Annotated in this window: 18 protein-coding genes and 5 tRNA genes; 13 read left to right on the top strand and 10 right to left on the bottom strand. The window is 67.2% G+C overall.

The features are described from left to right. Positions 1–49: 49 nt before the first annotated feature. The 3 genes from IPJ78_02425 to IPJ78_02415 all read left to right on the top strand — a co-directional run bounded on the left by IPJ78_02425 (position 50) and on the right by IPJ78_02415 (position 3,540). Positions 50–1,184 (top strand): IS3 family transposase gene (locus tag IPJ78_02425; GenBank protein ID MBK7905396.1). Its coding sequence is split into 2 segments (ribosomal slippage): positions 50–321 and positions 320–1,184, totalling 1,137 coding nucleotides; the frame shifts between segments, so codons are not numbered across the junction. A 245-nt stretch (positions 1,185–1,429) separates the two neighbouring features. Continuing rightward, the gene (locus tag IPJ78_02420; GenBank protein MBK7905395.1) at positions 1,430–2,359 is read left to right on the top strand and encodes a hypothetical protein; all 930 of its coding nucleotides are present in this window, start codon (positions 1,430–1,432) and stop codon (positions 2,357–2,359) included. A 104-nt stretch (positions 2,360–2,463) separates the two neighbouring features. After that, positions 2,464–3,540, top strand: coding sequence for a hypothetical protein (locus IPJ78_02415; GenBank protein ID MBK7905394.1), 1,077 nt, complete (start codon positions 2,464–2,466; stop codon positions 3,538–3,540). Between the two features lie 84 nt (positions 3,541–3,624). Here IPJ78_02415 and IPJ78_02410 read toward each other — a convergent pair whose 3' ends face one another. The 8 genes from IPJ78_02410 to IPJ78_02375 form a co-directional block, all read right to left on the bottom strand. Further along, positions 3,625–3,993, bottom strand: coding sequence for a hypothetical protein (locus IPJ78_02410; protein ID MBK7905393.1), 369 nt, complete (start codon positions 3,991–3,993; stop codon positions 3,625–3,627). Positions 3,994–4,799: 806 nt separating this feature from the next. Continuing rightward, entirely contained in the window at positions 4,800–5,234 is a 435-nt protein-coding gene (locus tag IPJ78_02405) for a hypothetical protein (protein ID MBK7905392.1), read from the bottom strand. Positions 5,235–5,393: 159 nt separating this feature from the next. Further along, positions 5,394–5,467, bottom strand: a tRNA-Pro gene (locus tag IPJ78_02400). Positions 5,468–5,513: 46 nt separating this feature from the next. Beyond that, positions 5,514–5,587, bottom strand: a tRNA-Arg gene (locus tag IPJ78_02395). A gap of 165 nt (positions 5,588–5,752) precedes the next feature. Further along, positions 5,753–7,243: a tetratricopeptide repeat protein gene (locus IPJ78_02390; protein MBK7905391.1), complete on the bottom strand. Its 1,491-nt coding sequence runs from the start codon at positions 7,241–7,243 to the stop codon at positions 5,753–5,755. A 101-nt stretch (positions 7,244–7,344) separates the two neighbouring features. Further along, positions 7,345–7,418: transfer RNA gene (locus IPJ78_02385), tRNA-Val, on the bottom strand. Positions 7,419–7,503: 85 nt separating this feature from the next. Continuing rightward, positions 7,504–7,576, bottom strand: a tRNA-Gly gene (locus tag IPJ78_02380). Positions 7,577–7,648: 72 nt separating this feature from the next. Next, positions 7,649–7,721: transfer RNA gene (locus tag IPJ78_02375), tRNA-Ala, on the bottom strand. A 181-nt stretch (positions 7,722–7,902) separates the two neighbouring features. On the opposite strand from IPJ78_02375, the gene IPJ78_02370 reads away from it, so the two are divergent. The 9 genes from IPJ78_02370 (at position 7,903) to IPJ78_02330 (ending at position 16,267) form a co-directional block, all read left to right on the top strand. Continuing rightward, on the top strand, positions 7,903–8,793 hold the full coding sequence (locus tag IPJ78_02370; protein MBK7905390.1) for an RNA polymerase sigma factor RpoD/SigA: 891 nt from the start codon (positions 7,903–7,905) through the stop codon (positions 8,791–8,793). A 103-nt stretch (positions 8,794–8,896) separates the two neighbouring features. Beyond that, positions 8,897–9,655 (top strand): ATP-binding cassette domain-containing protein, encoded by a 759-nt coding sequence (locus tag IPJ78_02365; GenBank protein ID MBK7905389.1) that lies wholly within the window; start codon positions 8,897–8,899, stop codon positions 9,653–9,655. Then, complete coding sequence (locus IPJ78_02360) at positions 9,652–10,116, top strand: NUDIX domain-containing protein (GenBank protein ID MBK7905388.1); 465 nt, start codon at positions 9,652–9,654, stop codon at positions 10,114–10,116. The genes IPJ78_02365 and IPJ78_02360 overlap by 4 nt, the downstream gene beginning before the upstream one ends. Before the next feature lie 11 nt (positions 10,117–10,127). Continuing rightward, entirely contained in the window at positions 10,128–10,931 is an 804-nt protein-coding gene (locus IPJ78_02355; protein ID MBK7905387.1) for a helix-turn-helix domain-containing protein, read from the top strand. Positions 10,932–11,296: 365 nt separating this feature from the next. Then, positions 11,297–12,862: a F0F1 ATP synthase subunit alpha gene (locus IPJ78_02350; GenBank protein ID MBK7905386.1), complete on the top strand. Its 1,566-nt coding sequence runs from the start codon at positions 11,297–11,299 to the stop codon at positions 12,860–12,862. Positions 12,863–12,941: 79 nt separating this feature from the next. Then, positions 12,942–13,805, top strand: a complete 864-nt coding sequence (atpG, locus tag IPJ78_02345; GenBank protein MBK7905385.1) for an ATP synthase F1 subunit gamma — start codon at positions 12,942–12,944, stop codon at positions 13,803–13,805. 6 nt (positions 13,806–13,811) lie between these two features. Continuing rightward, on the top strand, positions 13,812–15,239 hold the full coding sequence (gene atpD / locus IPJ78_02340) for a F0F1 ATP synthase subunit beta (GenBank protein ID MBK7905384.1): 1,428 nt from the start codon (positions 13,812–13,814) through the stop codon (positions 15,237–15,239). Then, positions 15,236–15,490: an ATP synthase F1 subunit epsilon gene (gene atpC, locus IPJ78_02335; protein MBK7905383.1), complete on the top strand. Its 255-nt coding sequence runs from the start codon at positions 15,236–15,238 to the stop codon at positions 15,488–15,490. The genes atpD and atpC overlap by 4 nt, the downstream gene beginning before the upstream one ends. 141 nt (positions 15,491–15,631) lie before the next feature. Continuing rightward, entirely contained in the window at positions 15,632–16,267 is a 636-nt protein-coding gene (locus IPJ78_02330; protein ID MBK7905382.1) for a hypothetical protein, read from the top strand. Positions 16,268–16,360: 93 nt separating this feature from the next. Here IPJ78_02330 and IPJ78_02325 read toward each other — a convergent pair whose 3' ends face one another. Continuing rightward, positions 16,361–17,650, bottom strand: coding sequence for a hypothetical protein (locus IPJ78_02325; GenBank protein ID MBK7905381.1), 1,290 nt, complete (start codon positions 17,648–17,650; stop codon positions 16,361–16,363). Between the two features lie 45 nt (positions 17,651–17,695). Continuing rightward, positions 17,696–18,391 carry a thioredoxin domain-containing protein gene (locus IPJ78_02320; protein ID MBK7905380.1) on the bottom strand — a complete coding sequence of 232 codons (696 nt, stop codon included), beginning with the start codon at positions 18,389–18,391 and terminating at the stop codon, positions 17,696–17,698. A 398-nt stretch (positions 18,392–18,789) separates the two neighbouring features. Between IPJ78_02320 and IPJ78_02315 the strand changes: the two genes are divergently transcribed. Further along, positions 18,790–22,131 (top strand): SusC/RagA family TonB-linked outer membrane protein, encoded by a 3,342-nt coding sequence (locus IPJ78_02315; GenBank protein MBK7905379.1) that lies wholly within the window; start codon positions 18,790–18,792, stop codon positions 22,129–22,131. Positions 22,132–22,173: the final 42 nt, after the last annotated feature.

Below are 22,173 nucleotides of genomic sequence, written 5' to 3'. Positions count from 1 at the left end.
GACAGGCGGGCTCCCTGAGCGATCTTTCGCTCACTTCCCTGGAGCCCTCATGCCCCGCCGTCCCCGTCGGAATCACTCCCCAGCCTTCAAGGCTAAGGTGGCGCTCGCCGCGCTGAAAGGCGATGCCACGCTCGCCGAGCTCGCGAAACGCTTCGAGCTCCACGCTCACCAGATCGGCCAATGGCGCGAACAGCTGCTCGCTGGCGCCGTCGAGGTCTTCGCCTCCGGGGGGAAGCCCGCCGAGCCGCCCGTCGATGTGACGGCGCTGCACGCCAAGATCGGCGAGATCACCCTGGAGAATGATTTTTGGAACGTGCGCTCACCAAGGCCGGGTGGCTGAGCGCCAAGCGATGATCGACCGGACCCACGCCCTGCCCCTCACGAAGCAGGTCATTGCCTTGGGCATCAGCCGGAGCGGGATCTACTACACGCCGGCGCCGCCGTCCGAGGCGGACCTCGCGCTCATGCGCCGCATCGACGCCCTGCACCTCGAGATGCCGTGGTGGGGCGCTCGAGGCCTCCGGCGCATGCTCGCGCCCGATTTCCCGGGCGTCGGTCGGCGGCGCATCGCGACACTGATGACGAAGATGGGCATCAGCGCGGTGGCCCCGCAGCCGGGCACGAGCAAGCGACACCGCGCGCATCCGGTCTACCCGTACCTCCTGCGCCACCAGACGATCACGCGCCCGAACCACGTCTGGGCGATGGACATCACCTACATCCCGATGGCGCGCGGCTTCGTATATCTCGCCGCGGTGATGGACTGGGCCAGTCGCCGGGTCCTGAGCTGGCGCGTGTCGACGACGATGGACAGTCGCTTCTGCCTCGAGGCGGTGGACGAGGCGATCGCGCGCTATGGGCGGCCGGAGATCTTCAACACGGACCAGGGCAGTCAGTTCACGAGTGCCGACTTCACGGGGCTGCTCACGGCGCACGGCATTCGCATCAGCATGGATGGCCAAGGCTGCTGGCGCGACAACATCTTCGTCGAGCGGCTCTGGCGCACGATCAAGTACGAGGAGGTCTACCTGCGCGCGTACGCCACCGTCTCGGAGGCGCGGGCCGGCCTCGGCCGCTACCTCACGCTCTACAACACGCGCCGCCGCCACTCGAGCCTCGCCGACACGACCCCCGACGAGGCATACTTCCTCACCCTGCGGTCGCCACTTCGGGTGGCCGCGTAACCGCCCGCCGAGCTACATAGCGCACGTCGTTTCGCTGTCCGAGAAAGCGAAGCCACTTCTCCCCCCTGTCAGGAGTGACAGGGTTGCGGATCTGTGGTCCGTGCACAACTATCGTGGCAAGCTCCGCCTCGGGAGCGGCTGCGTTCGACCCCGCTACTTCGGCCAGTTGCCGCCGTGCGTCGGAAGCGCAGTACCGCGTGGTGGCACTAGCGCGGCACGAGAAGGCCCACCTCAGGAGGTACTGGATGAAGATCGGACGCCTGTTCGGACACGTCGCGAGTGCGACAATGCTCGCCACCTTCGTGGGATGTACTGACCAGCCGCTCACCGCTCCGCGGGTAAGCGCGAGTGAGGTACTTGTGTCAGTTACCGAGGACGTTGCCACCCAGGTTGATGCCAGTGGACACTTCAGATTCGCGCCTCCGCCGGCCGCCGAGGTCCCACAGATCTCGGAATCGCGCGCGCGCGAACTCGCTTCTGCCTACTGGACCACTTTCGGTTCCGGACTTCGAAGCGCACGAGAGAAGCAGCGTGGCGCCGGCATCGCTCGCACTCTCACGGTCTGTCCCCGAGTCTATCTCGCCGAGAGCGCCTACGAGCCAATGGCCCCCGATGTCCCGCGGGAGTATCGGCGAGGATTCGGCGCCCAATGGCTCGTCGGCTTGTGTAGCGGAAGCGAACAACAGCTTGCCATCGCCGTTTCGGTGGAGGCAGCCGACCTGACTATTGACTCCAAGGGAGTGCTGATTGGCGCTCGTGCAGGAGACTTTCGCTCAGCTTCAGTCGTTCCAGGAGCGGTTCTGCCAGTGTCGCCGGAGGTTGGCGCCGTCCAGGCGGCACGACAGTTTGGCGAACGGGTGGCTGGCGTCCCCACGCTACGGCGACTCGGGCATCGGTTCTCGGCCTTCACGAGCGTTTGGGTCTTCCCAGTAGAGCGGCCGGTCGTCGCACGAGGGAGAGACAGCGGTACGAGCCGCCAAAGTGGTTCGCTCGCGTTCGGCATCAACGGCGGCATGCGCGATCCGAGCGTGCTGCTTGGCAATCCGGATTTTGTCGACGAGTCTCGCGCCGAACCTCAACTCGTCTGGACCGAGAATGGATCGAGGGAAATCATCCTCATGCGTCGTGTGGACGTGCCAATCCGCTGGGAAGCGGTGTCGCGAGGGCAGTACTAATGCCGATGCAGACGAGGAAGTCAATCCTATGCGCAATCGTGGTCGCTGCGAGTCTCGCATGTGGCGGTGGCGGCCCTCCCGAAACATCTGGCGGCCCGTGTCAGGTGCTCTACTCCAAGAACTGGGAGTACACTGTAAGCGATTTTTCGGCGCCGCGAGAACTGTCGCACTGCAAGCTGCCGCTGTATCAGGCGGACACATTTAGGGTCAGCGGCGGCATCACATTCAGGTTCAACACCAACGAGAATGGGAATTCCGGCGGGGAGAGCAACTATTACAGGATTTGGACGAAGAATACCGCTTACACGCAGAACGGCACTGCGCGCGGAGATACGCTGCAGAATTCCGGCATTTGGTTCGTTGACACCGGCTACGTCGAGAGCGGTAAGTACTACGAGGAGATTGAGCTCCCACTTCAGTTCGTTACCAACTGGCCTGTCGTGACGAATCTGATAGAGCGCGACAGTATCTCCATTTACTATCTCTCGAGGATCTCGCGCTCGAGCGGCAGCAAGCCGTTCGGAAACTATGCTGGTGAGTTCCTGGCGGTTTCGTCGGTGAAACGCGATACGCTTCCGGCCCTGATAAGCGGCCCCGCCGGCGTCGACGCGGGAACGGGTGGATACTGGACCGTAGTCCCCGCTGGCGACACCTTGGGATTCGGCTACAACTGGTATGTGGATGGGACGCCGATTCCTGAGAACAACGACCTGAAAACGTTGTATGCCACGCTCTCCACTGCCGGAACTCACACTATTCGTGTGGACCAATTACTGCTCGACACAACCTTCATCGTGACCAAGTCGGTTGAAGTCCCGATCACCACGTCCGTCGACGGACCTGCCATCGTTCAATCCGGGACGAGCAATCAGTATTCAGCCGGACTTGCACACGGAACTGCGCCCTACACGTACGTGTGGACGATTGACGCCAGCTACTACGGGACAGGATCGAGCATCTACGCTCCGGCTTGGAGCGCGTACACCGATCATTGGATCACTGTGACCGTAACGGATGCCAACGGTGCCACGGGCTACGCTGAGAAGTCCGTGTACGCGAATCAGGGATGCGATCCAGAAGACCCGGGATGCCAACCAGAACTCAGATCAGCCCCTGCTGAAGCGAAACGTCCCGTCACGCCTGCGCGGAAGCCGCCTGAGGGTCGTCTCGGTCGACCCTAAACGCAGGTTCGTACAAGACGCGGCGTCACGCGAGTAGAGCGTGACGCCGCGTCTTCAATTCCTATCGTGCTAGCGGGCTATCATCTAGTCGCGTGAAAGTCGGATCGTCGCACTACTGAAGCCCGCGCCATCGACCGTGCCGTCGATGTGATCTCCGCTGAGCGAACCCTCAAGGGAGAAGAGGGACACCGAGGTGGTACCGACCAGTACGTCGATGGAGACTTGACGTGCGTCTCGGGATCCGCCGGCGTTGAGCGTGTTTGCCGGATTTGTAATTGAACCGGTGCCGGCAATGTCACCTTCGGCGTCAGTGAGGACCAGGGTGATAGTTCGTCCGTCTGCGGTGCCGACCCACTCTCCTGTCAGGCTCAGGGGCGGGCCGCTCGGATCCCCACACCCAATGAGATTGATCAGCGTTACGCCGAGCAGAAACGCTCGTGTGGAAGGTCGCATGGACGGTCTCCGCCTAGTTAGTGAATGGATCCCAACGCTTCAACACGATTGGCTCATCGTCGAAGACTGCGCCCGACACCGTTCCAACGATGGTCCAACTGCGGCGCTCGCCGTAAATGCTGGCGAAGTTCAAGACGCCGTTAGGCGATCTTATGAGCATTTCTATTGATATCTCCGCGTCGCTTCTGGTTCCCGTGATACTAAGAGTTCCGCTCGGGTCCGTGATCTGTCCCCTGCCGCTGATTTCGCCCTCGTTGTCTGTCAACAGGAGCGTGATCGTGCGCCCATCGGCAACTCCGATCCAAGCGCCGGAGATCGATCCTTGTGGGTCCTGATCGCGACAGCCGCCCAATGCAAAGCTGAGGCACGCAATCACGAGTATTCGGAGTTGCGTTCGGACAAGCATGGATGGTCCTCAAGTACGGAGCAGGATCGATGGGTTGGTCGATGCGAGTAGCTGAGCAAGCGTCCGTCGTCACCAAAGGCTACAGAGCGTACCAAATACCCACAAGCGGCCTACTCGAGCAGACGCCGCTTCGAAGTGTACGACCGGATCAACTTGCGTCATCGTGACCCACGTCACCGAGACCTCAGTCACCAGACCCCAGCAAGCCACGTGAGTCCTGATAGTGCCTACCTCCCGTTCCGGTTGTGTTCGGCAGTTTCGGACTGCGAGATAGACTCTCTCGAGTCAGTGGCACGACTGCTGCTGTTACTCCGGTTAGCACGCATAGCACCGATGTAATCTCCGGCCTGGCCTTTTGCTCTGGCGGCAATCTCTGCGTGACGGTGTGCAGCGAACTGGATCAAGCGCCCAAGCCGCAGCTGTGGGCCTTGGTGAACAGCACGACGGGAGTTTTCACGGCGGTCGGTAGCGGCCAACCACGGCGACTGCCTGAGGCGCCCCGACCGTTCTTCAGCGGAGGTCGTCTCTTCGGACTGACCGGCGTGACGTCTGCGAACTTACTGACGCTCAATTCGGCGAATGGTGAGCGATAGGTCGTTCGGGCCGTTTCGAATCCGTAGTTGGCTCTGCCCGGCGATGACATGCTCCGCCACACGAAGCCGAGCATTCGGTCACGATTCGTTCGGGTGGCCGGCAGCGCCGAATGGAGCTGTGTGCCGCGGACGACCATGTCCGGCCTCAAGTCGAGGTAGTGGTACTGCGAGACCCCAAACGGATCGAGGAATCGCCGTTGCAGCCAGCGCGGCACGTAGTGGTTGTAGCGGAAGATCGTCACTGAGTTCTGTTGCTCCCGAGTCCGGGAAGCGGACTCAACTAGCGACCGGTCTAACATAGCACCGACTGCTTCCTATATGCTTCCTGAATGCAGAATGCCCAGCGATGAAAATCGCTGGGCATTCGTCCTAAGTATCGCAATCTCAACAACTTGTGGTAGTCGGGGCGAGAGGATTCGAACCTCCGACCTCCTGCTCCCGAAGCAGGCGCTCTACCGGGCTAAGCTACGCCCCGTCTTTCTTCCTTCATCCTTCCACCTACATCCCGCTGTTGCAACGAGTGCGCCCGGAGAGACTCGAACTCCCAACCTTCTGATCCGTAGTCAGATGCTCTATCCAATTGAGCTACGAGCGCTCGTCCCGTGGCCGTGCCGCTCGGGTAGCGGGTCCAAGGGAACCCAAAATATAGGCCGCACCCGGGGCTGAGTCAACGAGCCGAAACCGTCGATTCGGGGGAAATGGAACGGGGCGGACACCAGTCGGTGTCCGCCCCGTTCGTCCAGCCCTCGGTCCAGGCGCCCTACTTGAGCGCCTCGTACTTGTACGCCACGATCCCCGGACGCGTCGGCACCATCTCGAAGGTGCCACGCTCGCCCGGCTTCACCGCGGCGACCTCCGCCGTGACGGTCTCGACGACGTTCCCGGCGACATCGAGGAAGTCCATCTTGACCGTGAAGGCCTTCGGCGCCTTGCCGAGGTTCTCGATGGTGCCGGCGAGCGAGGCGCCCTGCGCGCGGCGCTCGAAGCGCGTGATGAGCAGCTTGTGCTGGCCGGCGAGGACGTTCTCCTTGCCCGCGTACTCGTCCTGCATCTTCTGCAGCTCGGCCTTCTTCCGCGGGTCACGCTCGGCCGCCACCATGAGCTGGTAGGCGTAGGCGCGCATCAGGAAGTTGTCGCCGTTGGACGGGTCGATCGCCATGAGGCGGTCGGTCAGCGGGATCATCTTGTCCGGCTGCTTCGCCTCGTAGTACATGTACGCGAGGAAGTAGTTCGCGTCGCGGATGTTCGGGTTCTTCGCGAGCGCGCCGGCGTACATCGCCATCGCGTCGGTGTTGCGGTTCATCATGCGCGCCAGGTCGGCGGCGAGGAGCAGCGTGAGGTCCGAGTAGGGCGTCGGGTCGGCGACCATCGGCGCGAGGAGCTCGCGCGCGCCGGTCGAGTCCTGGTTGAGCGAGATGATCTCGCTCACCGCCGAGAAGGCGTACGCCCCCTCGGTCCCGCCCGGGGTCTGCCGGAGGAGCTTGGTGAAGATGTCGGTCGCTTCCTTGAGGAGCGCGGTCTTCTCGCTCGCGCCACCGGTCATCGCCCAGCCCTGCGCGGTCTGCGCGAGCTGGAACTCCATCTGCTTCTGCGTCTCGGCGAGCGACGTGTCCTTGGCCGCCTCGGCGATGGCCATGCGCAGGCGGCCGAGCATCGCGGGCGTGTCGCCGCGCTTGTTGGCGATCTGCGCGAAGATGTTGTGGACGAACGGCGAGTTGGCGTAGAGCATCGCCGAGCGCTTGGCGTAGACCTCGGCGGAGTCGACGTTGTCGGCGCCGAGGAAGGTGTAGGCCTTGTTGATCCGCTCCGTCCACGGCTTGGAGGCGCGCCACTGCATCGTCTCGGCCACGCAGGACGGGTCGAGGGCCTCGACGGCCTTGAGGAGCGAGTCGGCCGCGGCGACGAGGTCGACGACCTCGGTCTTCACGCCACGGTCGCCGAGGCGCTCGCGGGTGATCTGGTCGGGCTGGTCCTTCTGGTGCAGCCAGAGGATGTAGATCTGCGCGCGGAGGTAGCCGGCGCCGACCATGTTGTTGGCGAACTTCCGGTCGTCGGCGAGGAACTTGAGCGCGTCACGCAGGGGCTTCTGGGCGGCGGAGGAGTCCGCGAGCTGGGCCGCGCGGCTGATCGTGATGCCGGCCTGGCCGAGTTCCCTCGGCTGGTAGACGTCGACCGGGCACGTCGCCTGCGCCTGCGCGACGCGCGCGGCGAGGAGGACGGTGAGCGCCGGGAGGGCTCGGAGGAGACGCATCGTTCGGCGGGGCTGGAGGGACCGGGGCGGGCGTGGACGCCGCACCGATGGGGGACCGGCTGGAAGAAAACACGCCTCACGAGTGTTATCCCGTGAGGCGATGGGCGGTACAAGACTCGAACTTGTGACCTCCACGATGTCAACGTGGCGCTCTAACCAACTGAGCTAACCGCCCTCTCTACCCATCGCGCCTTCCAACGTTCCGCACGCGACGAGCGTTGAACATCAGCCACCGCCGAAGCGAAGCAAGGCGATGACAGAGCGGGAAACGGGACTCGAACCCGCGACCCCAACCTTGGCAAGGTTGTGCTCTACCAACTGAGCTATTCCCGCAGTCGGCCGATACTATGGCCGGTGCACCGACGATCCACACCGGCAGGGCCCCACCCGCACCCCCTCCGGCAGTGGAGGCGAGGGGAATCGAACCCCTGACCTCTTGAATGCCATTCAAGCGCTCTCCCAACTGAGCTACGCCCCCGCGCAGGTCCGGGATGGATGCCGCTCCCGGGTCCTGACAGGAACCAAAGAAGCTATCCGCGGGTAGGTCAGAGGTCAAGCGCGGAAACTGGCAAAATCGCTGATTCGTTTTATCTTAGGGCTCGCCGCAGAACCTTCTGAAATGCATGGCGGGCCGTCCCAGCCGCCCAGGACATATCGCAATGGCCACCGAAGTCAAGAAGCGCAAGCGCCGCACGGCCCCCGCCGGGATCGCTCCCAGCGAGCCGGAGCGCGACATCCTCGACCAGTACCTGTACGAGGTCTCCACCTACCCGCTGCTCAAGGGCAACGAGGAGATCGAGGTCGCGCGCAAGATCCGCGCGGGCGACCAGGACGCCCTCCAGGAACTCGTCAAGCGCAACCTGCGCTTCGTGATCTCCGTCGCCAAGAAGTACCAGAACCGCGGCCTCCCCCTCATCGACCTCATCGGCGAGGGCAACGTCGGCCTCCTCACGGCCGCCCGGAAGTTCGATCCGGACCAGGGCGTGAAGTTCATCTCGTACGCCGTGTGGTGGATCCGCCAGGCGATCCTCTCGTCGCTCGCGCGGCAGGGGCGCACCGTCCGCGTGCCGCTCAATCGCACCGCCGACCTCTCGCGCATCATCAAGGCCTCGGAGATCCTCCGGCAGAAGCTCCGCCGCGAGCCCACCCCCGAGGAGCTCTCGCAGCTCACCGGCCTCTCCGTCGACGTCGTGCAGTCGCTCGCCGCGCTCAACACCGGCGACGTCCGCCTCGATGCCCCGATGGATCCCGATGGCGATCGCTCCCTCATCGAGCGCTTCGTCGCCGACGAGATGCCCGACACCGAGGAGGAGGCGATGAACCGCTTCCTCAACGACGAGATCGAGCACGCCCTCGGCACCCTCCCGCCGCGCGACGCCAAGGTCCTCCGCCTCTACTTCGGGCTCGAGGGCGGCCGCGAGCACACGCTCGAGGAGATCGGTTCCATGCTCGGCGTCACCCGCGAGCGCGTCCGCCAGCTCCGTGACCGCGCGCTCAAGCGGCTGCGCGAAGGCGATGTGGGGCGCGCCCTTGGCAGCTTCGCTGCCTGACCGCTCGATGAAGGCTGAAGGTTGAAGGGGGGCGGACCGTGCGGTCCGCCCTTCTTCTTTGCATATTCACTTTCATCCTCCATCCTCCAGCCTTCATCCGCCGTTGATCCGCTTCAACAACGTCCACAAGGCCTTCGGCGACAACGAGGTGCTCCGCGGCTTCACCCTCGACGTCAACGAGGGCGAGACCATGGTCATCATCGGGTTCTCGGGCACCGGGAAGTCGGTCGCGATCAAGCACATCGTCGGGCTCCTCGAGGCCGACGAGGGGACGGTGCACGTCGATGGCGTCGAGGTGGGGTCACTCTCCCGGCGCGACCTCTATGCGCTCCGCGCGAAGATCGGCTACGTCTTCCAGTTCGCCGCGCTCTTCGATTCGCTCACCATCGCGGAGAACGTCGCGATGGGGCTCCGCAAGCAGGGCCTCCTCTCCGACGAGGAGATCGACGCGCGCGTGCGCGAGGCGCTCGACCTCGTCGACCTCGACCCGTCGGTCGGCACCAAGCTCCCCGCCGAGCTCTCGGGCGGCATGCGCAAGCGCGTCGGCATCGCCCGCGCCATCGCCCTCCGGCCGAAGTACCTGCTGTACGATGAGCCGACCACCGGCCTCGACCCGGTCACGAGCGCGATCATCGACGCGCTCATGGTCCGCATGCAGAAGCAGCTCGGCGTGACGGGCATCGTCATCACGCACGACATGCGCAGCGCCTACACCGTCGGCACCCGCATCGCGATGCTCTACGAGGGCACCGTGCGCCAGGTGGGCACCGTGGACGAGATCAAACATTCGACGGACCCCGTGGTGCGCCAATTCATCGAGGGCCGGGCGGAGCTCGAGCCCGCGGCGGCCGTGGGCGCGTGACGCGGCAGCGGCGACCGCGCGAGGAGGTCTCGGCGGGCGGCATCGTCTTCCGCCGCGACGGAGAGCGCACGCTCTACCTCCTCATCCGCGACTCGTACCGCAACTGGGGTTTTCCCAAGGGTCACCTCGAGGACGGCGAGGCGCCGGAGCAGGCGGCGCTGCGCGAAGTGGGCGAGGAGACCGGGCTCGCCGAGCTCGCGCTGCGCGCCCCCATCGAGACCATCGACTGGGAGTTCCGCTTCCGCGGCCGTCGCATCCACAAGACCTGTCACTTCTTCCTGATCGAGACGCCGGACCAGCGCACCGAGCCGTTGCGGGCCGAGGGCATCACCGCCTGCCGCTGGGCCTCGTTCGAACAGGCCGAGCGGATGGTGGCGTACGACAATGCCCGCGCCGTGCTCCGACAGGCACAAGCCCTCCTCGAGAGCGACGGCGCCGTCGTCCCGCCCGGCGCGCACTGATGCCGGAGCGCGTGCTGGGCCCACTGCCGCCGCCGGCGGTCGTCGCGTTCGCCGTCCGCGAGCGCGCGCGTGACGTGCTCAAGCGCGGCTTCCCGCGGCGGCGCGGGCGCCTGACGCTCGTCCGCAGCCGCGCCGAGGCGCTCGACGCCCTGCGCGCATCGCTCACCGACGCGGTCGTCGTCGACCTGGCGCAGCCGGGCGACGAGCACTGGGCGGTGGCGTCGCTCGCGCGCGAGTTCCCGAGCATCCCCTTCCTCGCGCTGGCGCCGCTCCGGCCCGCGGAGGTGCCGCACCTCGCGCGCGCCTGCGCCGAGTACGAGTTCGCCGACGTGCTCGTGGAAGGGGTGGAGGACGCGATGCACCGCGAGCTCGTGTTGCCACTGACCTTCACGGTCCGGTTCGCCGAGTCGCTGCTGGACGCGGACACCGCGCTCGGCCTGACGGGGGACCTGCAGCGGGCGGTCTGGCGGCTCGTGCTCGGTCATGGCGGGCGCACGGTGCGCACCGAGGCGCTCGCGGAGTCGGTGCAGCTCACGCGCGAGCACCTGAGCCGGCGCTTCTCCGCGGACGGGGCGCCGAACCTCAAGCGGATCATCGACCTCGTGCGGATCCTCGCGTCTGCGGACCTGGCGAAGAATCCCGGCTACGACCTGCCGGACGTGGCGCGCACGCTGGGATTCGCGTCGGCGTCGCATTTGAGCGCGTCGTGCCAGCGGATCATCGGGGTGCGGTCGTCGTCGCTGGCGCGGTTGCGGCCGGCGGACCTGATCGACCGGTTCGTGAAGCAGGGGCGGGGGCGGTCGCGGGTGGCCTGAGGTCCTCGTGGACCGCAACGGCGGTCACCACAGAGCACACAGAGGGCACAGAGAACGGCGGAGGGCTTCGGGGGCCTCCGAGGTCTCGTGCGCCTCGCCTGCCATTCCAACTGCTTAAATGCTTGAGGGAACGGCAGTTAGCGACAGCGTTTCCTCCGCCGTTCTCTGTGTCCTCTGTGCCATCTGTGGTGACGGCCGTTGGAGCCGCCGGGAAGGACTGGGAACAGCAGGGGGGTGTTGCAGGTCCCGGCGACTTGTGATAATTTTCACAAGCTATACCGGAACCGCGCCCGGACCCACCCGTTCGTGTGGGCCCGACGAGGCGCGAAGGCCTCCCGACTTACCAACGCTCTGCCCCCCTGAACATGGCTTCCCAGACGTCGCTCCGCCCTGGTGAGATCAAGGACATCCTCCTCCGCGAGATCGAAGCGGCGGACCTCAACAGCCTCGATGTCGAGGAAGTCGGTTCCGTCCTCGAGGTGAAGGACGGCATCGCGCGCATCTACGGCCTCCAGAAGGCGATGGCCGGCGAGATGCTCGAGATCCTCTCGTCCGAGACCGGCGAGACGATCACCGCCCTCGCGCTCAACCTCGAAGAGGACAACATCGGCGCCGTGGTGCTCGGCGACTACCTGCGCCTGAAGGAAGGCGACGAGGTCCGCCGCACCGCCCGAGTGCTCGAGGTCCCGGTGGGTCCGGCGATGATCGGCCGCGTCGTGGACGCGCTCGGCCGCCCGATCGACGGGCAGGGGCCGATCGCGACCACCATGTCGCGCAAGGTCGAGTCCGAGGCCCCCGGCATCATCGTCCGCCAGCCCGTCGGCGAGCCGATGCAGACCGGCATCAAGGCGATCGACGCGATGATCCCGATCGGCCGCGGCCAGCGCGAGCTGATCATCGGCGACCGCGGCACCGGCAAGACCGCGATCGCGATCGACACGATCATCAACCAGAAGGGCCAGGACGTCGTCTGCGTCTACGTCGCGATCGGCCAGAAGGCCTCGACCGTGGCGAGCGTCGTCGAGAAGCTCAAGGCCGCCGGCGCGATGGAGTACACCATCGTCGTCGTCGCCTCGGCCTCCGACCCGGCCCCGATGCAGTACATCGCGCCCTACTCGGGCGTCGCGATGGCCGAGTACTTCATGTACCACGAGGGGAAGGCGACGCTCGCGGTGTATGACGACCTCTCCAAGCAGGCCGCCGCGTACCGCCAGCTCTCGCTCGTGCTCCGCCGCCCGCCGGGCCGCGAAGCCTTCCCGGGCGACGTGTTCTACCTCCATTCGCGCCTCCTCGAGCGCGCGGCCAAGCTCTCGGCCGACCCGAAGATCATCGACAACAAGACGATCTTCGCCGCCGGTGGCTCGCTCACCGCGCTCCCGATCATCGAGACGCAGGCCGGCGACGTGTCGGCCTACATCCCGACGAACGTCATCTCGATCACCGACGGCCAGATCTTCCTCGAGGCCGACCTGTTCTTCGCCGGCGTCCGTCCGGCGATCAACGTGGGCATCTCGGTGTCGCGCGTCGGCGGCTCGGCGCAGATCAAGGCGATGAAGGGCGTCGCCGGCCGTCTCCGCCTGGACCTCGCGCAGTACCGCGAGCTCGAGGCCTTCTCGGCCTTCGCGTCGGACCTCGACGCGGCGACCAAGCGCCAGCTCGACCGCGGCGCGCGCACGGTGGAGGTCCTGAAGCAGGGCCAGTACATGCCGATGCCGGTCGAGCAGCAGGTCATGATCATCTTCGCGATCTCCAACGGCTTCATCGACGACGTCGACGTGTCGAAGGTCCGCGAGTGGGAGGCCGGCTTCCACACCTACGTGAAGGCCCAGTTCCCGCAGATCGGCGAGAAGATCAAGAAGGAGAAGGTGGTGTCGAAGGACACCGAGGCGGAATTGCGCCGGGCCATCGAGCAGTACAAGAACAGCAGATAGAGGCTGAAGGATGAAAGAGGCGAGGCCGTACGGCCTCGCCCCCTTCAACCTTCGACTTTCATCCGGTCTCCCATAAGACATGGCCAAGGGCAGAGAACTCAAGGGTCGCATCAAGTCCGTCGAGAACACGCGCAAGATCACGCGCACGATGGAGATGGTCGCGACGTCGAAGATGAAGCGGGCACAGGACCGCGTCGTCGCGGCGCGGCCGTACGCGCGCGCGCTCGGTGACGTGATCGCGAGCCTCTACAACCCGGAGCTGGCGGAGCGCTTCCCGCTCCTCCGGCAGCCGGCCAAGGAGGCGCGCGCGGCGGTCATCCTCCTCACGTCCAACCGCGGCCTCGCCGGCGCCTTCAACGCGAACCTCATCAAGGAGGCGCGTGCGCTGCTCACGCGCCTCGAGGGCGCGGGCACGAAGGTCGAGCTGCACGTCGTGGGCAAGAAGGGCCTCGGCTACTTCAAGTACGTCGGGCGCGCGGTCGCGGTGAGCCGCATCGACATCACCGACAAGCCGACCGCGGCCGATGCCGCGTCGCTCGTCGACTCGCTGATGGCCCGCTTCGTCGGGGGCGACCTCGATGCCGTCTACGTCGTCGGGTCGCGCTTCAACTCCGTCCTCTCCACGCCGCCGACCGCCGACCGGGTCCTCCCGGTGACGCCGCCGGCCGCGAAGGGCGGGCAGAAGGACTACCTGCTCTATCCCTCGGCCGAGGCGATCCTCACCGAGCTCCTGCCGTCCTACGTGCGCAATGCCGTCTATCGCGCGCTGGTCGAGACCGTCGCCGCCGAGCAGTCGGCGCGCCGCACGGCGATGAAGAACGCCACCGACAACGCTGGCGAGATGCTGCAACTCCTCCGTCGCACCTACAACCGCGCCCGCCAGGCGCAGATCACGCAGGAGATCGCCGAGATCGTCGGCGGTGCCTCTGCGCTCCAGGGCTGACCACTCATGACTACCGCTACCGCTACCCACATCGGCAAGATCGTCCAGGTCATCGGACCGGTCATCGACGTCGCCTTCGATTCCGGCGACCTGCCCGAGCTCTACAACGCGCTCGAGATCAAGGCCGTTACCGAGTCGGGCCAGGAGGTCCGCGTCGTCGCCGAGGTGCAGCAGCACATCGGCCGCAACCAGGTGCGCGCCGTCGCCATGAGCTCCACCGACGCCGTCGTGCGCGGCATGGACGTGCGCGACACCGGCGCCGCGATCGCGGTCCCGGTCGGTGCCGCCGCCCTCGGCCGCATCCTCAACGTGCTCGGCGAGCCGGTGGACATGGGCGCCGAGATCCCGGCCTCGGTCGAGCGCTGGCCGATCCACCGCAAGCGCCCCGACTTCGTCAACCTCGAGCCCAAGACCGAGATCTTCGAGACGGGCATCAAGGTCGTCGACCTCATCGCCCCGTTCGTGAAGGGTGGCAAGATCGGGCTCTTCGGCGGCGCCGGCGTCGGCAAGACGGTCGTCATCCAGGAGCTCATCAACAACGTCGCCAAGGCGCACGGCGGCAAGTCGGTGTTCTGCGGCGTGGGCGAGCGCACGCGCGAGGGCAACGACCTGTACCTCGAGTTCAAGGAAGCGAACATCCTCGACAAGGTCGCCCTGATCTACGGCCAGATGAACGAGCCGCCGGGTGCCCGTCTCCGCGTCGGTCTCGCCGGCCTCACGGTCGCCGAGTACTTCCGCGACGTCGAGAAGTCGGACGTGCTCGTCTTCATCGACAACATCTTCCGCTTCACGCAGGCGGGTTCGGAGGTGTCGGCGCTCCTCGGCCGCATGCCGTCCGCCGTGGGTTACCAGCCGACGCTCGCGACCGAGATGGGTGAACTCCAGGAGCGCATCACCTCGACGCGTGACGGCTCGATCACGTCGGTGCAGGCGATCTACGTGCCCGCCGACGACATCACGGACCCGGCGCCGGCGACGGCGTTCGCCCACCTCGACGCGACGGTCGTGCTCTCGCGCGCGATCACCGAGCTCGGCATCTACCCCGCCGTCGACCCGCTCGCGTCGGGCAGCCGCATCCTCGATCCGCAGTTCGTCGGCGAGCGCCACTACAAGGCCGCCACCGCCGTGCAGCGCATCCTGCAGCGCTACAAGGAGCTCCAGGACATCATCGCGATCCTCGGCATGGACGAGCTCGCCGAGGACGACAAGAAGATCGTCGGCCGCGCGCGCCGCATCCAGCGCTTCATGTCGCAGCCCTTCTCGGTCGCCGAGCAGTTCACCGGCCGTCCGGGCAAGTTCGTGAAGCTCGAGGAGACCATCTCCTCGTTCGAGCGCCTCGTGGCCGGCGAGTTCGACCACCTGCCCGAGCAGGCGTTCTTCATGGCCGGCGGCATCGACGACGTGGTCGAGAACGCCAAGGCGATGCAGGCGTGAGCGGCATGCTGAAGGTCTCGGTCATCTCGCCCGAGGCGACGCTGTTCGAGGGGGAGGCGCCGTCGGTGACGGCGCCCGCCTTCGATGGCGAGGTGGGCATCCTGCCGATGCACGCGCCGATGGTCACCACCCTCGGCGCCGGCGTGCTGCGCGTGGGCGACGGCAACACGCGTTTCCAGGTCGAGGGCGGGTTCCTCCAGGTCGTCGATGACGTCGTGCGCGTCGTCACCGAGAAGGCGTCGCGCCTCTAGGACCACCCCGGGCGGAACTGAAACCGGGGCTCCGGTGTACTCGTCCTGACACGGGCGCTGCGCAACGCGCGGCGCCCGTCTTCGTTCCGCGGTGGCAATGTCCATCGCCCTTCTCACCGTTCCCCACGGAAGGTCTCGACCATGCTTCGTCGCATCGCCGCGCTCAGCGCCCTCGTCCTCGCCGCCGCCGCGCCGCTCCAGGCGCAGGCCTACGTCTATCCCGCGCTCCAGCCGTCCCGCATCGCCGAGCGCGAGTACAACTTCGCGCTCGCCGACATGGGCGACGGGTTCGGCACCGGCCTCATCTTCCAGTGGCGTGAAGGGCTCGGCAATCCGAAGCTGCAGTTCACGCTCGATGCCGGCTTCGCCGACCCCGACGCGCCGAACGCCGATGCGCGCCTCCTGATCGGCGGCGGGCTCGCCTACCAGCTCACCTCGGCGACGACCGACATGCCGTTCGACATCGTGCTCGCCGGCGGGCTCGGCCTCACGACGGGCGACGACGTCACGACGCTCCGCGTGCCGTTCGGCGCGGCGATCGGCCATCGCTTCCCGCTCGAGGGCGACATCGCGATCACGCCGTTCGTGCACCCGCGCCTCAGCTGGGACCGCGCGTCGTTCAACGGCAACTCCAACAGCGACACCAACCTGAACGTGGACATCGGCGCGAACTTCGAGTTCAAGCCGCAGATGGCCATTCGCGTGGCCGCGGCGCTCGGGGATGATGATGCGGTGGCGCTGTCGTTCGCGTGGACGCCGAAGGGGCTGCGGAAGTAAGCGAGGAAGGCTGAAGGATGAAGGAGGGCCGCCCGTTCGGGCGGCCCTTCGTCGTTTCCGGGTCCTGCCTTCATCCGCTCGTACGCGAACGCGTCACTTCGCGCGCGAGACCAGGTCCTCGACGAGTGCGGCCGAGCGGGCGGCGGCGCCGAGGCCGGCGTGCACCACGCGTCGTGCGGCGGCGCCCGCATTGGCACGGGTGTCCGGCTCGGAGAGCACGATGCGGAGGGCGCGCGTCATCGTTGCGACGTCCTCGAGGGCCTCGCCGCCGCGCGCGGCGATGAGGAGGCCGGCGTCGCGGCTGTTGCTATGGCGCGGGCCGAAGAGCACCGGGGCGCCGAACGCGGCGGGTTCGAGCACCGAGTGCAGGCCGGCGGCGTGGAAGCCGCCGCCGACGTACGCCGCCGTCGCGAGCGCGTAGAGCTCGCCGAGGACGCCGACGCGGTCGACGAGGACCACGTCGTGCGTGGCGCGCGCGTCGGCCAGCCGGGCGAGGGAGAGTCCGGCGCCGGTCGCCCAGCGCTCCACCGGTGCGAGATGCTCCGGGGTGGGTTCGTGCGGCGCGATGATGAGTCGCGCGTCGGGTACCTGCTCGCGCAGCGCCAGCCACGCCGGCAGCAGCACGGCTTCGTCGGCGGGCCAGGTGCTCCCCGCGACGAGCGTGGGGCGAGCGCTCGCGAGCGGCGCGAGCAGCGGGCTCGTACGGTCGGCGGCGGCCGCGCGCGCCGCGACCTGGTCGTAGCGGGTGTCGCCCGTGACGCGGATGCGGTCCGCGCGCACACCGAGTGTCTCGAGTCGCGCGCCGTCCGCGGCGTCGATGGTGCCCACGGCGTCGAGCGCGCGGTAGGCATCGCCGAGGAGCGCGCGGGCGAGCGCGCCGCTCCGACCGGACCCTTCGCTCAACGTCGCCGAGATCATGCCGAGCGGGATCGCGCGGGCCCACGCCGCTTCAGCGAGTCGCGGCCAGAGATCGAGCTTGGCGAAGACGAGCGCCGAGGGGCGGAGGGCGTCGAGCAGCCGTCGCGCGGCGGCGGTGGAGTCGAAGGGGAGGTAGTCGTGCAGGTCCGCGCCGATGCTCGCGGCGAAACGTTCGGCGCTCGGCGAGAAGAAGGTGTAGGCGACCTGCCAGTCGGGATGCGCCGCCCGGAGGCGCTCGATCACCGGGCGCGCCTGCAAGCCTTCGCCGACGGAGGGGGCGTGCATCCAGAGCAGGGGACGCGACGGATCGCGGTGCTCGTCGGCCCAGCGTTCGATGCGCTCGAGGAGCCCATGCCGGGCGCGGACGGCGCGCCAAGCCTTTCCCGCGCCGACGAAGGGTGCGCGGGCGAGGAGCTCCGCGAGCCCGACGGCCGCGGCGAACGGCGCGGAGAGGAGCGGATGCATGCGCCGGGGTCGCGTGCGAGCGGTGGGGCGGCGATCAGGCCGCGGTCAGGGCGCGGGCCTCGCGGCTGCCGCGGCCGCGAGCGCCGCCTCGATCGCCTGGCGGAAGGCTTCGTACGGCTGCGCGCCGATGACGGGGCGGCCGCCGACGAGGAAGCTCGGCGTGGACCCGACGCCGATCCGCGTGGAGCGGTCGATGTCGGCCTCGATGAGCGGGCGCATCTCGCCCGAGCGCAGGCAGGTCTGGAGGCGCGGGCGGTCGAGCGGGAGCGTGCCCACGAGGGAATCGAGGTACGCCTTGATGTCGCGACGGGACTTCCAGTCGCCCTGGGTGCGGAAGAGCGCGTCGGCGACGGGGAAGAACTTCTCCTGCTCGGCGGCGCACATGGCGACCTCGTGGGTGGCCATGGCGTTGGGGTGGATGCTCGGGATCGGGTAGTTCATGTACGCGATCTGCGCCTTTCCGGTGCGGATGTAGTCGCGCTCGATGAGCGGCTCGGTCTCCTCGTGCCACTTCTTGCAGAAGGGGCACTGGAAGTCGGAGATGACGACGATCCAGATGCCGTTCTGCGCGCCGCGGATGCGGGCGCGGTCGGCCCGGGCGATGCGGGCGTCGCGGGCGGGGTCGACGGCGGGGGCCGCCGCGGGCGCCTGGGGCGCGGCGGGGCGCGACTGGGCGGCGAGCGGCGCGGCGACGGCGAGGAGGAGGCCGAGGCCGAGGAGGCGGCGGGCGGAGAGGGTCATATAGAAGGGGGAAGGTAAGCGATGCCGGGCCGACGCGCCCTCGGGGGGTGGGCGAAGGGAGATTGTGACGGGGGGAGCCGGGGGTGGGTATGGAGGGATGGAATCCACGGATTCCGTGTGATGTGGCTCACCCCTTGGTAGTCCTATCGCAGAGGTCCGCAAGCCCCCTTGCCGGTCAGGGTTCCTCCGGCGGGCAGGGTTGCGGTCTGCTGATGGGATGAGTTACCGTAGGGAGCTTTGGTGCCCCACCCCTGCCCAGGGGCGGGGATGTGGTGTTGTTACGCGGTTGTTGTCGTAGTACCGCTGCGGGATCGAGTGGATCCCGGCGGTTCGTTGGCCAGGCGACGGCACGTGAGCACGTGACCGTCCGTCGGAAAACCCCTTCACGAGGTATGCTCATGCTGGGACGGATCGGGATGCGGAGGCTCAGCGCCTCCATCCTCGCGCTGCTCCTGTCACTCACGACGGCGGTGACCGCCAGCGCGCAGGCCGGCGCGGTGGTCACGGGCACGGTCAAGAGTGACGCGGGTCAGCCGCTCTTCGGAGCGAATGTCACCATCGAGGCGCTCAACATCTCCGTTGGCACTGGAGAGGATGGCCGCTTCACCATCAACGTGCCGGGTGCGCGTATCCGCGGGCAGCAGGTCGTGCTCCGCGCGCGTGCGATCGGCTACGTGCCGATGGTGAAGACCATCACGCTCAATGCCGGGTCGCAGACCCAGGACTTCGAGCTGAAGCAGGACGTGAACCGCCTGAGCCAGGTCGTCGTGACCGGCGTGACGGGCGCGACGGAAGTGAAGAAGCTTCCGTTCACGGTGGCCCAGGTGACGGCGGAGGACATGCCGGTCCCGGGTGCCAACCCGCTCTCGCAGATCCAGGGCAAGGTGCCGGGTGCGAACATCGTGTCGGCCTCGGGCCGTCCGGGCACCGCGCCGGCGATCATCCTCCGTGGCCCCCAGTCGATCAACGCGTCGGGTCGTGGTCAGGACCCCCTGATCATCATCGACGGCGTGATCTCGGCCGGTGGCATCCAGGACATCAACCCGCAGGACATCGAGAACGTGGAAGTGGTGAAGGGCGCCGCGGCGTCCTCCCTCTACGGCTCGCGCGCGGGCAACGGCGTCATCCAGATCACCACGCGCACGGGCAAGAACGCGGGTGAGGGTGTCCGCTTCCGCTCGCAGATGGAGTACGGCACGTCGTCGATCGAGAACGAGTACGAGTTCCCGAAGACGCACTTCATGTTGATGAACGAGGACTACTCGCGCTATTGCACCGTGACCGCCGGCGCGCGCGATTGCTCGCGCACCGTGGACATCGAGGCCGAGACGCGCCGCATCAACGAAGGCGAGTTCTTCGCCCTCACGCCGGTGACGCTGGCGAACGACGCCGGCATCGCCCGCAACCCGGGCGCGCAGAACGCCCGTTCGATCTATCAGATCACGCCCTTCGTCCGCACCTACAACCCGATCCGTCAGGTCCTGACGAACGGGCAGACGATGAACTCGACCGTCGACGCGACGGGTCGCGTGGGCCGCACGAACTTCTTCTCGTCGGCGAACCAGTTCCGGCAGGAAGGCGCGGTGCGGTTCATGAAGGGCTACACCCGCAATTCGATCCGCCTCAACGTCGACCAGCAGCTGGCGTCGTCGTGGAACTTCTCGGTCCGCACGAACTTCACGGACGCGCAGGACTGGAACTCCGGCTTCAGCTGGTTCCGCGTGACGCGTCAGCCGGCCTCGGCGAACGTGCTGGGTCGTGACTCGCGCGGGCGTCTCTACGTCCGCTCGGTCGCGCAGCAGCAGGGCGCGCAGAACGACAACCCGGCGCGCGTGGCGGAGGAGTTCCAGCCGCTCAACCGCGCGAACCGCTTCCTCGGGCAGGCGACGGCGCGTTGGCAGCCGCTGCTGTGGCTCGACGCCGAAGCGAACTTCGGCTACGACTTCCGTCAGAGCCTGCAGGAGACGCAGACCCCGAAGGGCTATCGCACCACGGCGGGCCCTGCCGGTTCGACGCAGCTCGGTGCCGCGAGCCGCGGCTCCGATCGTGGCGTCTCGCTCAACGCGTCGATGGACATGACGGCGCGCAAGAACTGGTTCGCCGACAACCTCTCGTCGCGCGTGACCTTCCGCACGCTCTTCGAGGCCCAGGATGACCGCGGGCTCTCGGTGAACGGTTCGGACCTCGTGGTGCCGGGCCTAGCCGACATCTCGGCGACGCGCCAGACGACGCGCAGCGGTGACTCGTACATCCAGCAGGTCCGTCAGATCGGCATGTTCGTCAACCTCGACCTCGACTGGCAGGGCAAGTACATCGTGAGCGGCCTGGTGCGCCGTGACGGTGCCTCGCTGTTCGGCGCCGACCGTCGGTGGCAGACCTACGGCCGCGGCTCGATGGCGTGGCGCGTGAGCGAGGAGTCGTGGTTCGGGCTCGACGCCGTGTCGGACCTCAAGCTCCGTGCGTCGGTCGGTCAGGCCGGCAACCGCCCGAGCTTCTCGGCGCAGTACGAGACGTATTCGATCGGCGGCGACGGCGTCACGCTCTCGCCGAACCAGATCGGCAACCCACAGCTCCGTCCCGAGGTCTCGACCGAGACCGAGATCGGCGCGGACATCGAGTTCTTCAGCAAGTACGGGCTCACGCTGACGCACGCGGCGAACGACATCGACCAGCAGATCATGCCGGTCCCGCCGCCGGCCATCGCCGGCTTCGGCAGCCAGTGGCGCAACGTCGGCAAGCTGAGCAACCGGACGATCGAGGTCTCGCTCAACATCCCGATCATCCAGACGCGCGACCTGAACTACTCGATGCGCATCAACTACGATCGGACGACGTCGACGATCGCGCGCCTCGACATCCCGGAGTTCTTCACGAGCGCCGCGGGTCAGCAGGGTTCGGAGACGATGTTCAAGATCGTCCAGGGCGGGACGTTCGGTCAGCTGTACGGCCGTCGCTTCGTCACGAAGTGCAGCGAGCTCCCGGCGCCGCAGGCCTCGCAGTGCGGTGGCGCGGGCTCGGAGTTCCAGCGCAACAGCGACGGGTTCGTGGTGTGGGTCGGCGCCGGCAACACGCTCGGCGACGGCATCACCAAGAACCTGTGGATGACCCGCCTCGCCGCGGCGAACGCGCCGTGGGCCGGTGGCAGCGCGGGCGAGCCGCTCGGCTGGGGCATGCCGATCCTCGCGCGCGATGCGAACGGCGCGGTGCCCAACACGCCGATCGGTCAGGCGCTCCCGAAGTACCGCTGGTCGCTCTCGCAGCAGGGGTCGTGGAAGAAGTTCTCGGCCTACGCGCTGCTCGACGCCACGGTCGGCAAGACGGTGTGGAACATCGGCCGTCAGTGGTCGCTCGGTGACTTCATGCACCGCGAGACCGACCAGACGGGTCGTTCGGTCGGCACCGCGAAGCCGATCGGCTACTACTTCCGCGCCACCTCGACGGGCGGCGTCGGCGGTCTGTACGACGTGCTCGGACCGAACAACAACACCGGCGAGGATGCTTCGTTCGTGAAGCTCCGCGAGCTCTCGGTGGCCTATCGCATCGGCCGTCTGGCCGGCGTGGGCGACTGGAGCGTCTCGCTCGTCGGCCGCAACCTGCTCACGATCTCCGACTACCGCGGTTTCGATCCTGAGGTCGGCCTGGGCGGCGGCACGCTCGGGTCGGGTGCCCTGAATGCGATCGACGGGTTCACCTTCCCGAACCTGCGCACGCTCTCCTTCCAGATCGGCACCAGCTTCTGATGGTGATGCCGGGGCGGGAGGTTCGCCTCCCGCCCCGGCCAC

This window comes from Gemmatimonadota bacterium (assembly GCA_016714015.1).
Classification (GTDB): Bacteria; Gemmatimonadota; Gemmatimonadetes; order Gemmatimonadales; family Gemmatimonadaceae; genus Pseudogemmatithrix.
Note: the sequence above shows the minus strand (reverse complement) of the source record. Positions and strands in the feature narration are given on the sequence as shown.

What these genes read in the sequence shown, in the direction of transcription:
- atpG (MBK7905385.1), top strand. Translation starts at nt 12,942, where the DNA reads ATGGCCAAGGGCAGAGAACTCAAGGGTCGCATCAAGTCCGTCGAGAAC.
- IPJ78_02320 (MBK7905380.1), bottom strand. Translation starts at nt 18,391, where the DNA reads ATGACCCTCTCCGCCCGCCGCCTCCTCGGCCTCGGCCTCCTCCTCGCC.
- IPJ78_02315 (MBK7905379.1), top strand. Translation starts at nt 18,790, where the DNA reads ATGCTGGGACGGATCGGGATGCGGAGGCTCAGCGCCTCCATCCTCGCG.
- IPJ78_02350 (MBK7905386.1), top strand. Translation starts at nt 11,297, where the DNA reads ATGGCTTCCCAGACGTCGCTCCGCCCTGGTGAGATCAAGGACATCCTC.
- IPJ78_02410 (MBK7905393.1), bottom strand. Translation starts at nt 3,993, where the DNA reads ATGCGACCTTCCACACGAGCGTTTCTGCTCGGCGTAACGCTGATCAAT.
- atpD (MBK7905384.1), top strand. Translation starts at nt 13,812, where the DNA reads ATGACTACCGCTACCGCTACCCACATCGGCAAGATCGTCCAGGTCATC.
- IPJ78_02420 (MBK7905395.1), top strand. Translation starts at nt 1,430, where the DNA reads ATGAAGATCGGACGCCTGTTCGGACACGTCGCGAGTGCGACAATGCTC.
- IPJ78_02370 (MBK7905390.1), top strand. Translation starts at nt 7,903, where the DNA reads ATGGCCACCGAAGTCAAGAAGCGCAAGCGCCGCACGGCCCCCGCCGGG.
- IPJ78_02325 (MBK7905381.1), bottom strand. Translation starts at nt 17,650, where the DNA reads ATGCATCCGCTCCTCTCCGCGCCGTTCGCCGCGGCCGTCGGGCTCGCG.
- IPJ78_02330 (MBK7905382.1), top strand. Translation starts at nt 15,632, where the DNA reads ATGCTTCGTCGCATCGCCGCGCTCAGCGCCCTCGTCCTCGCCGCCGCC.
- IPJ78_02390 (MBK7905391.1), bottom strand. Translation starts at nt 7,243, where the DNA reads ATGCGTCTCCTCCGAGCCCTCCCGGCGCTCACCGTCCTCCTCGCCGCG.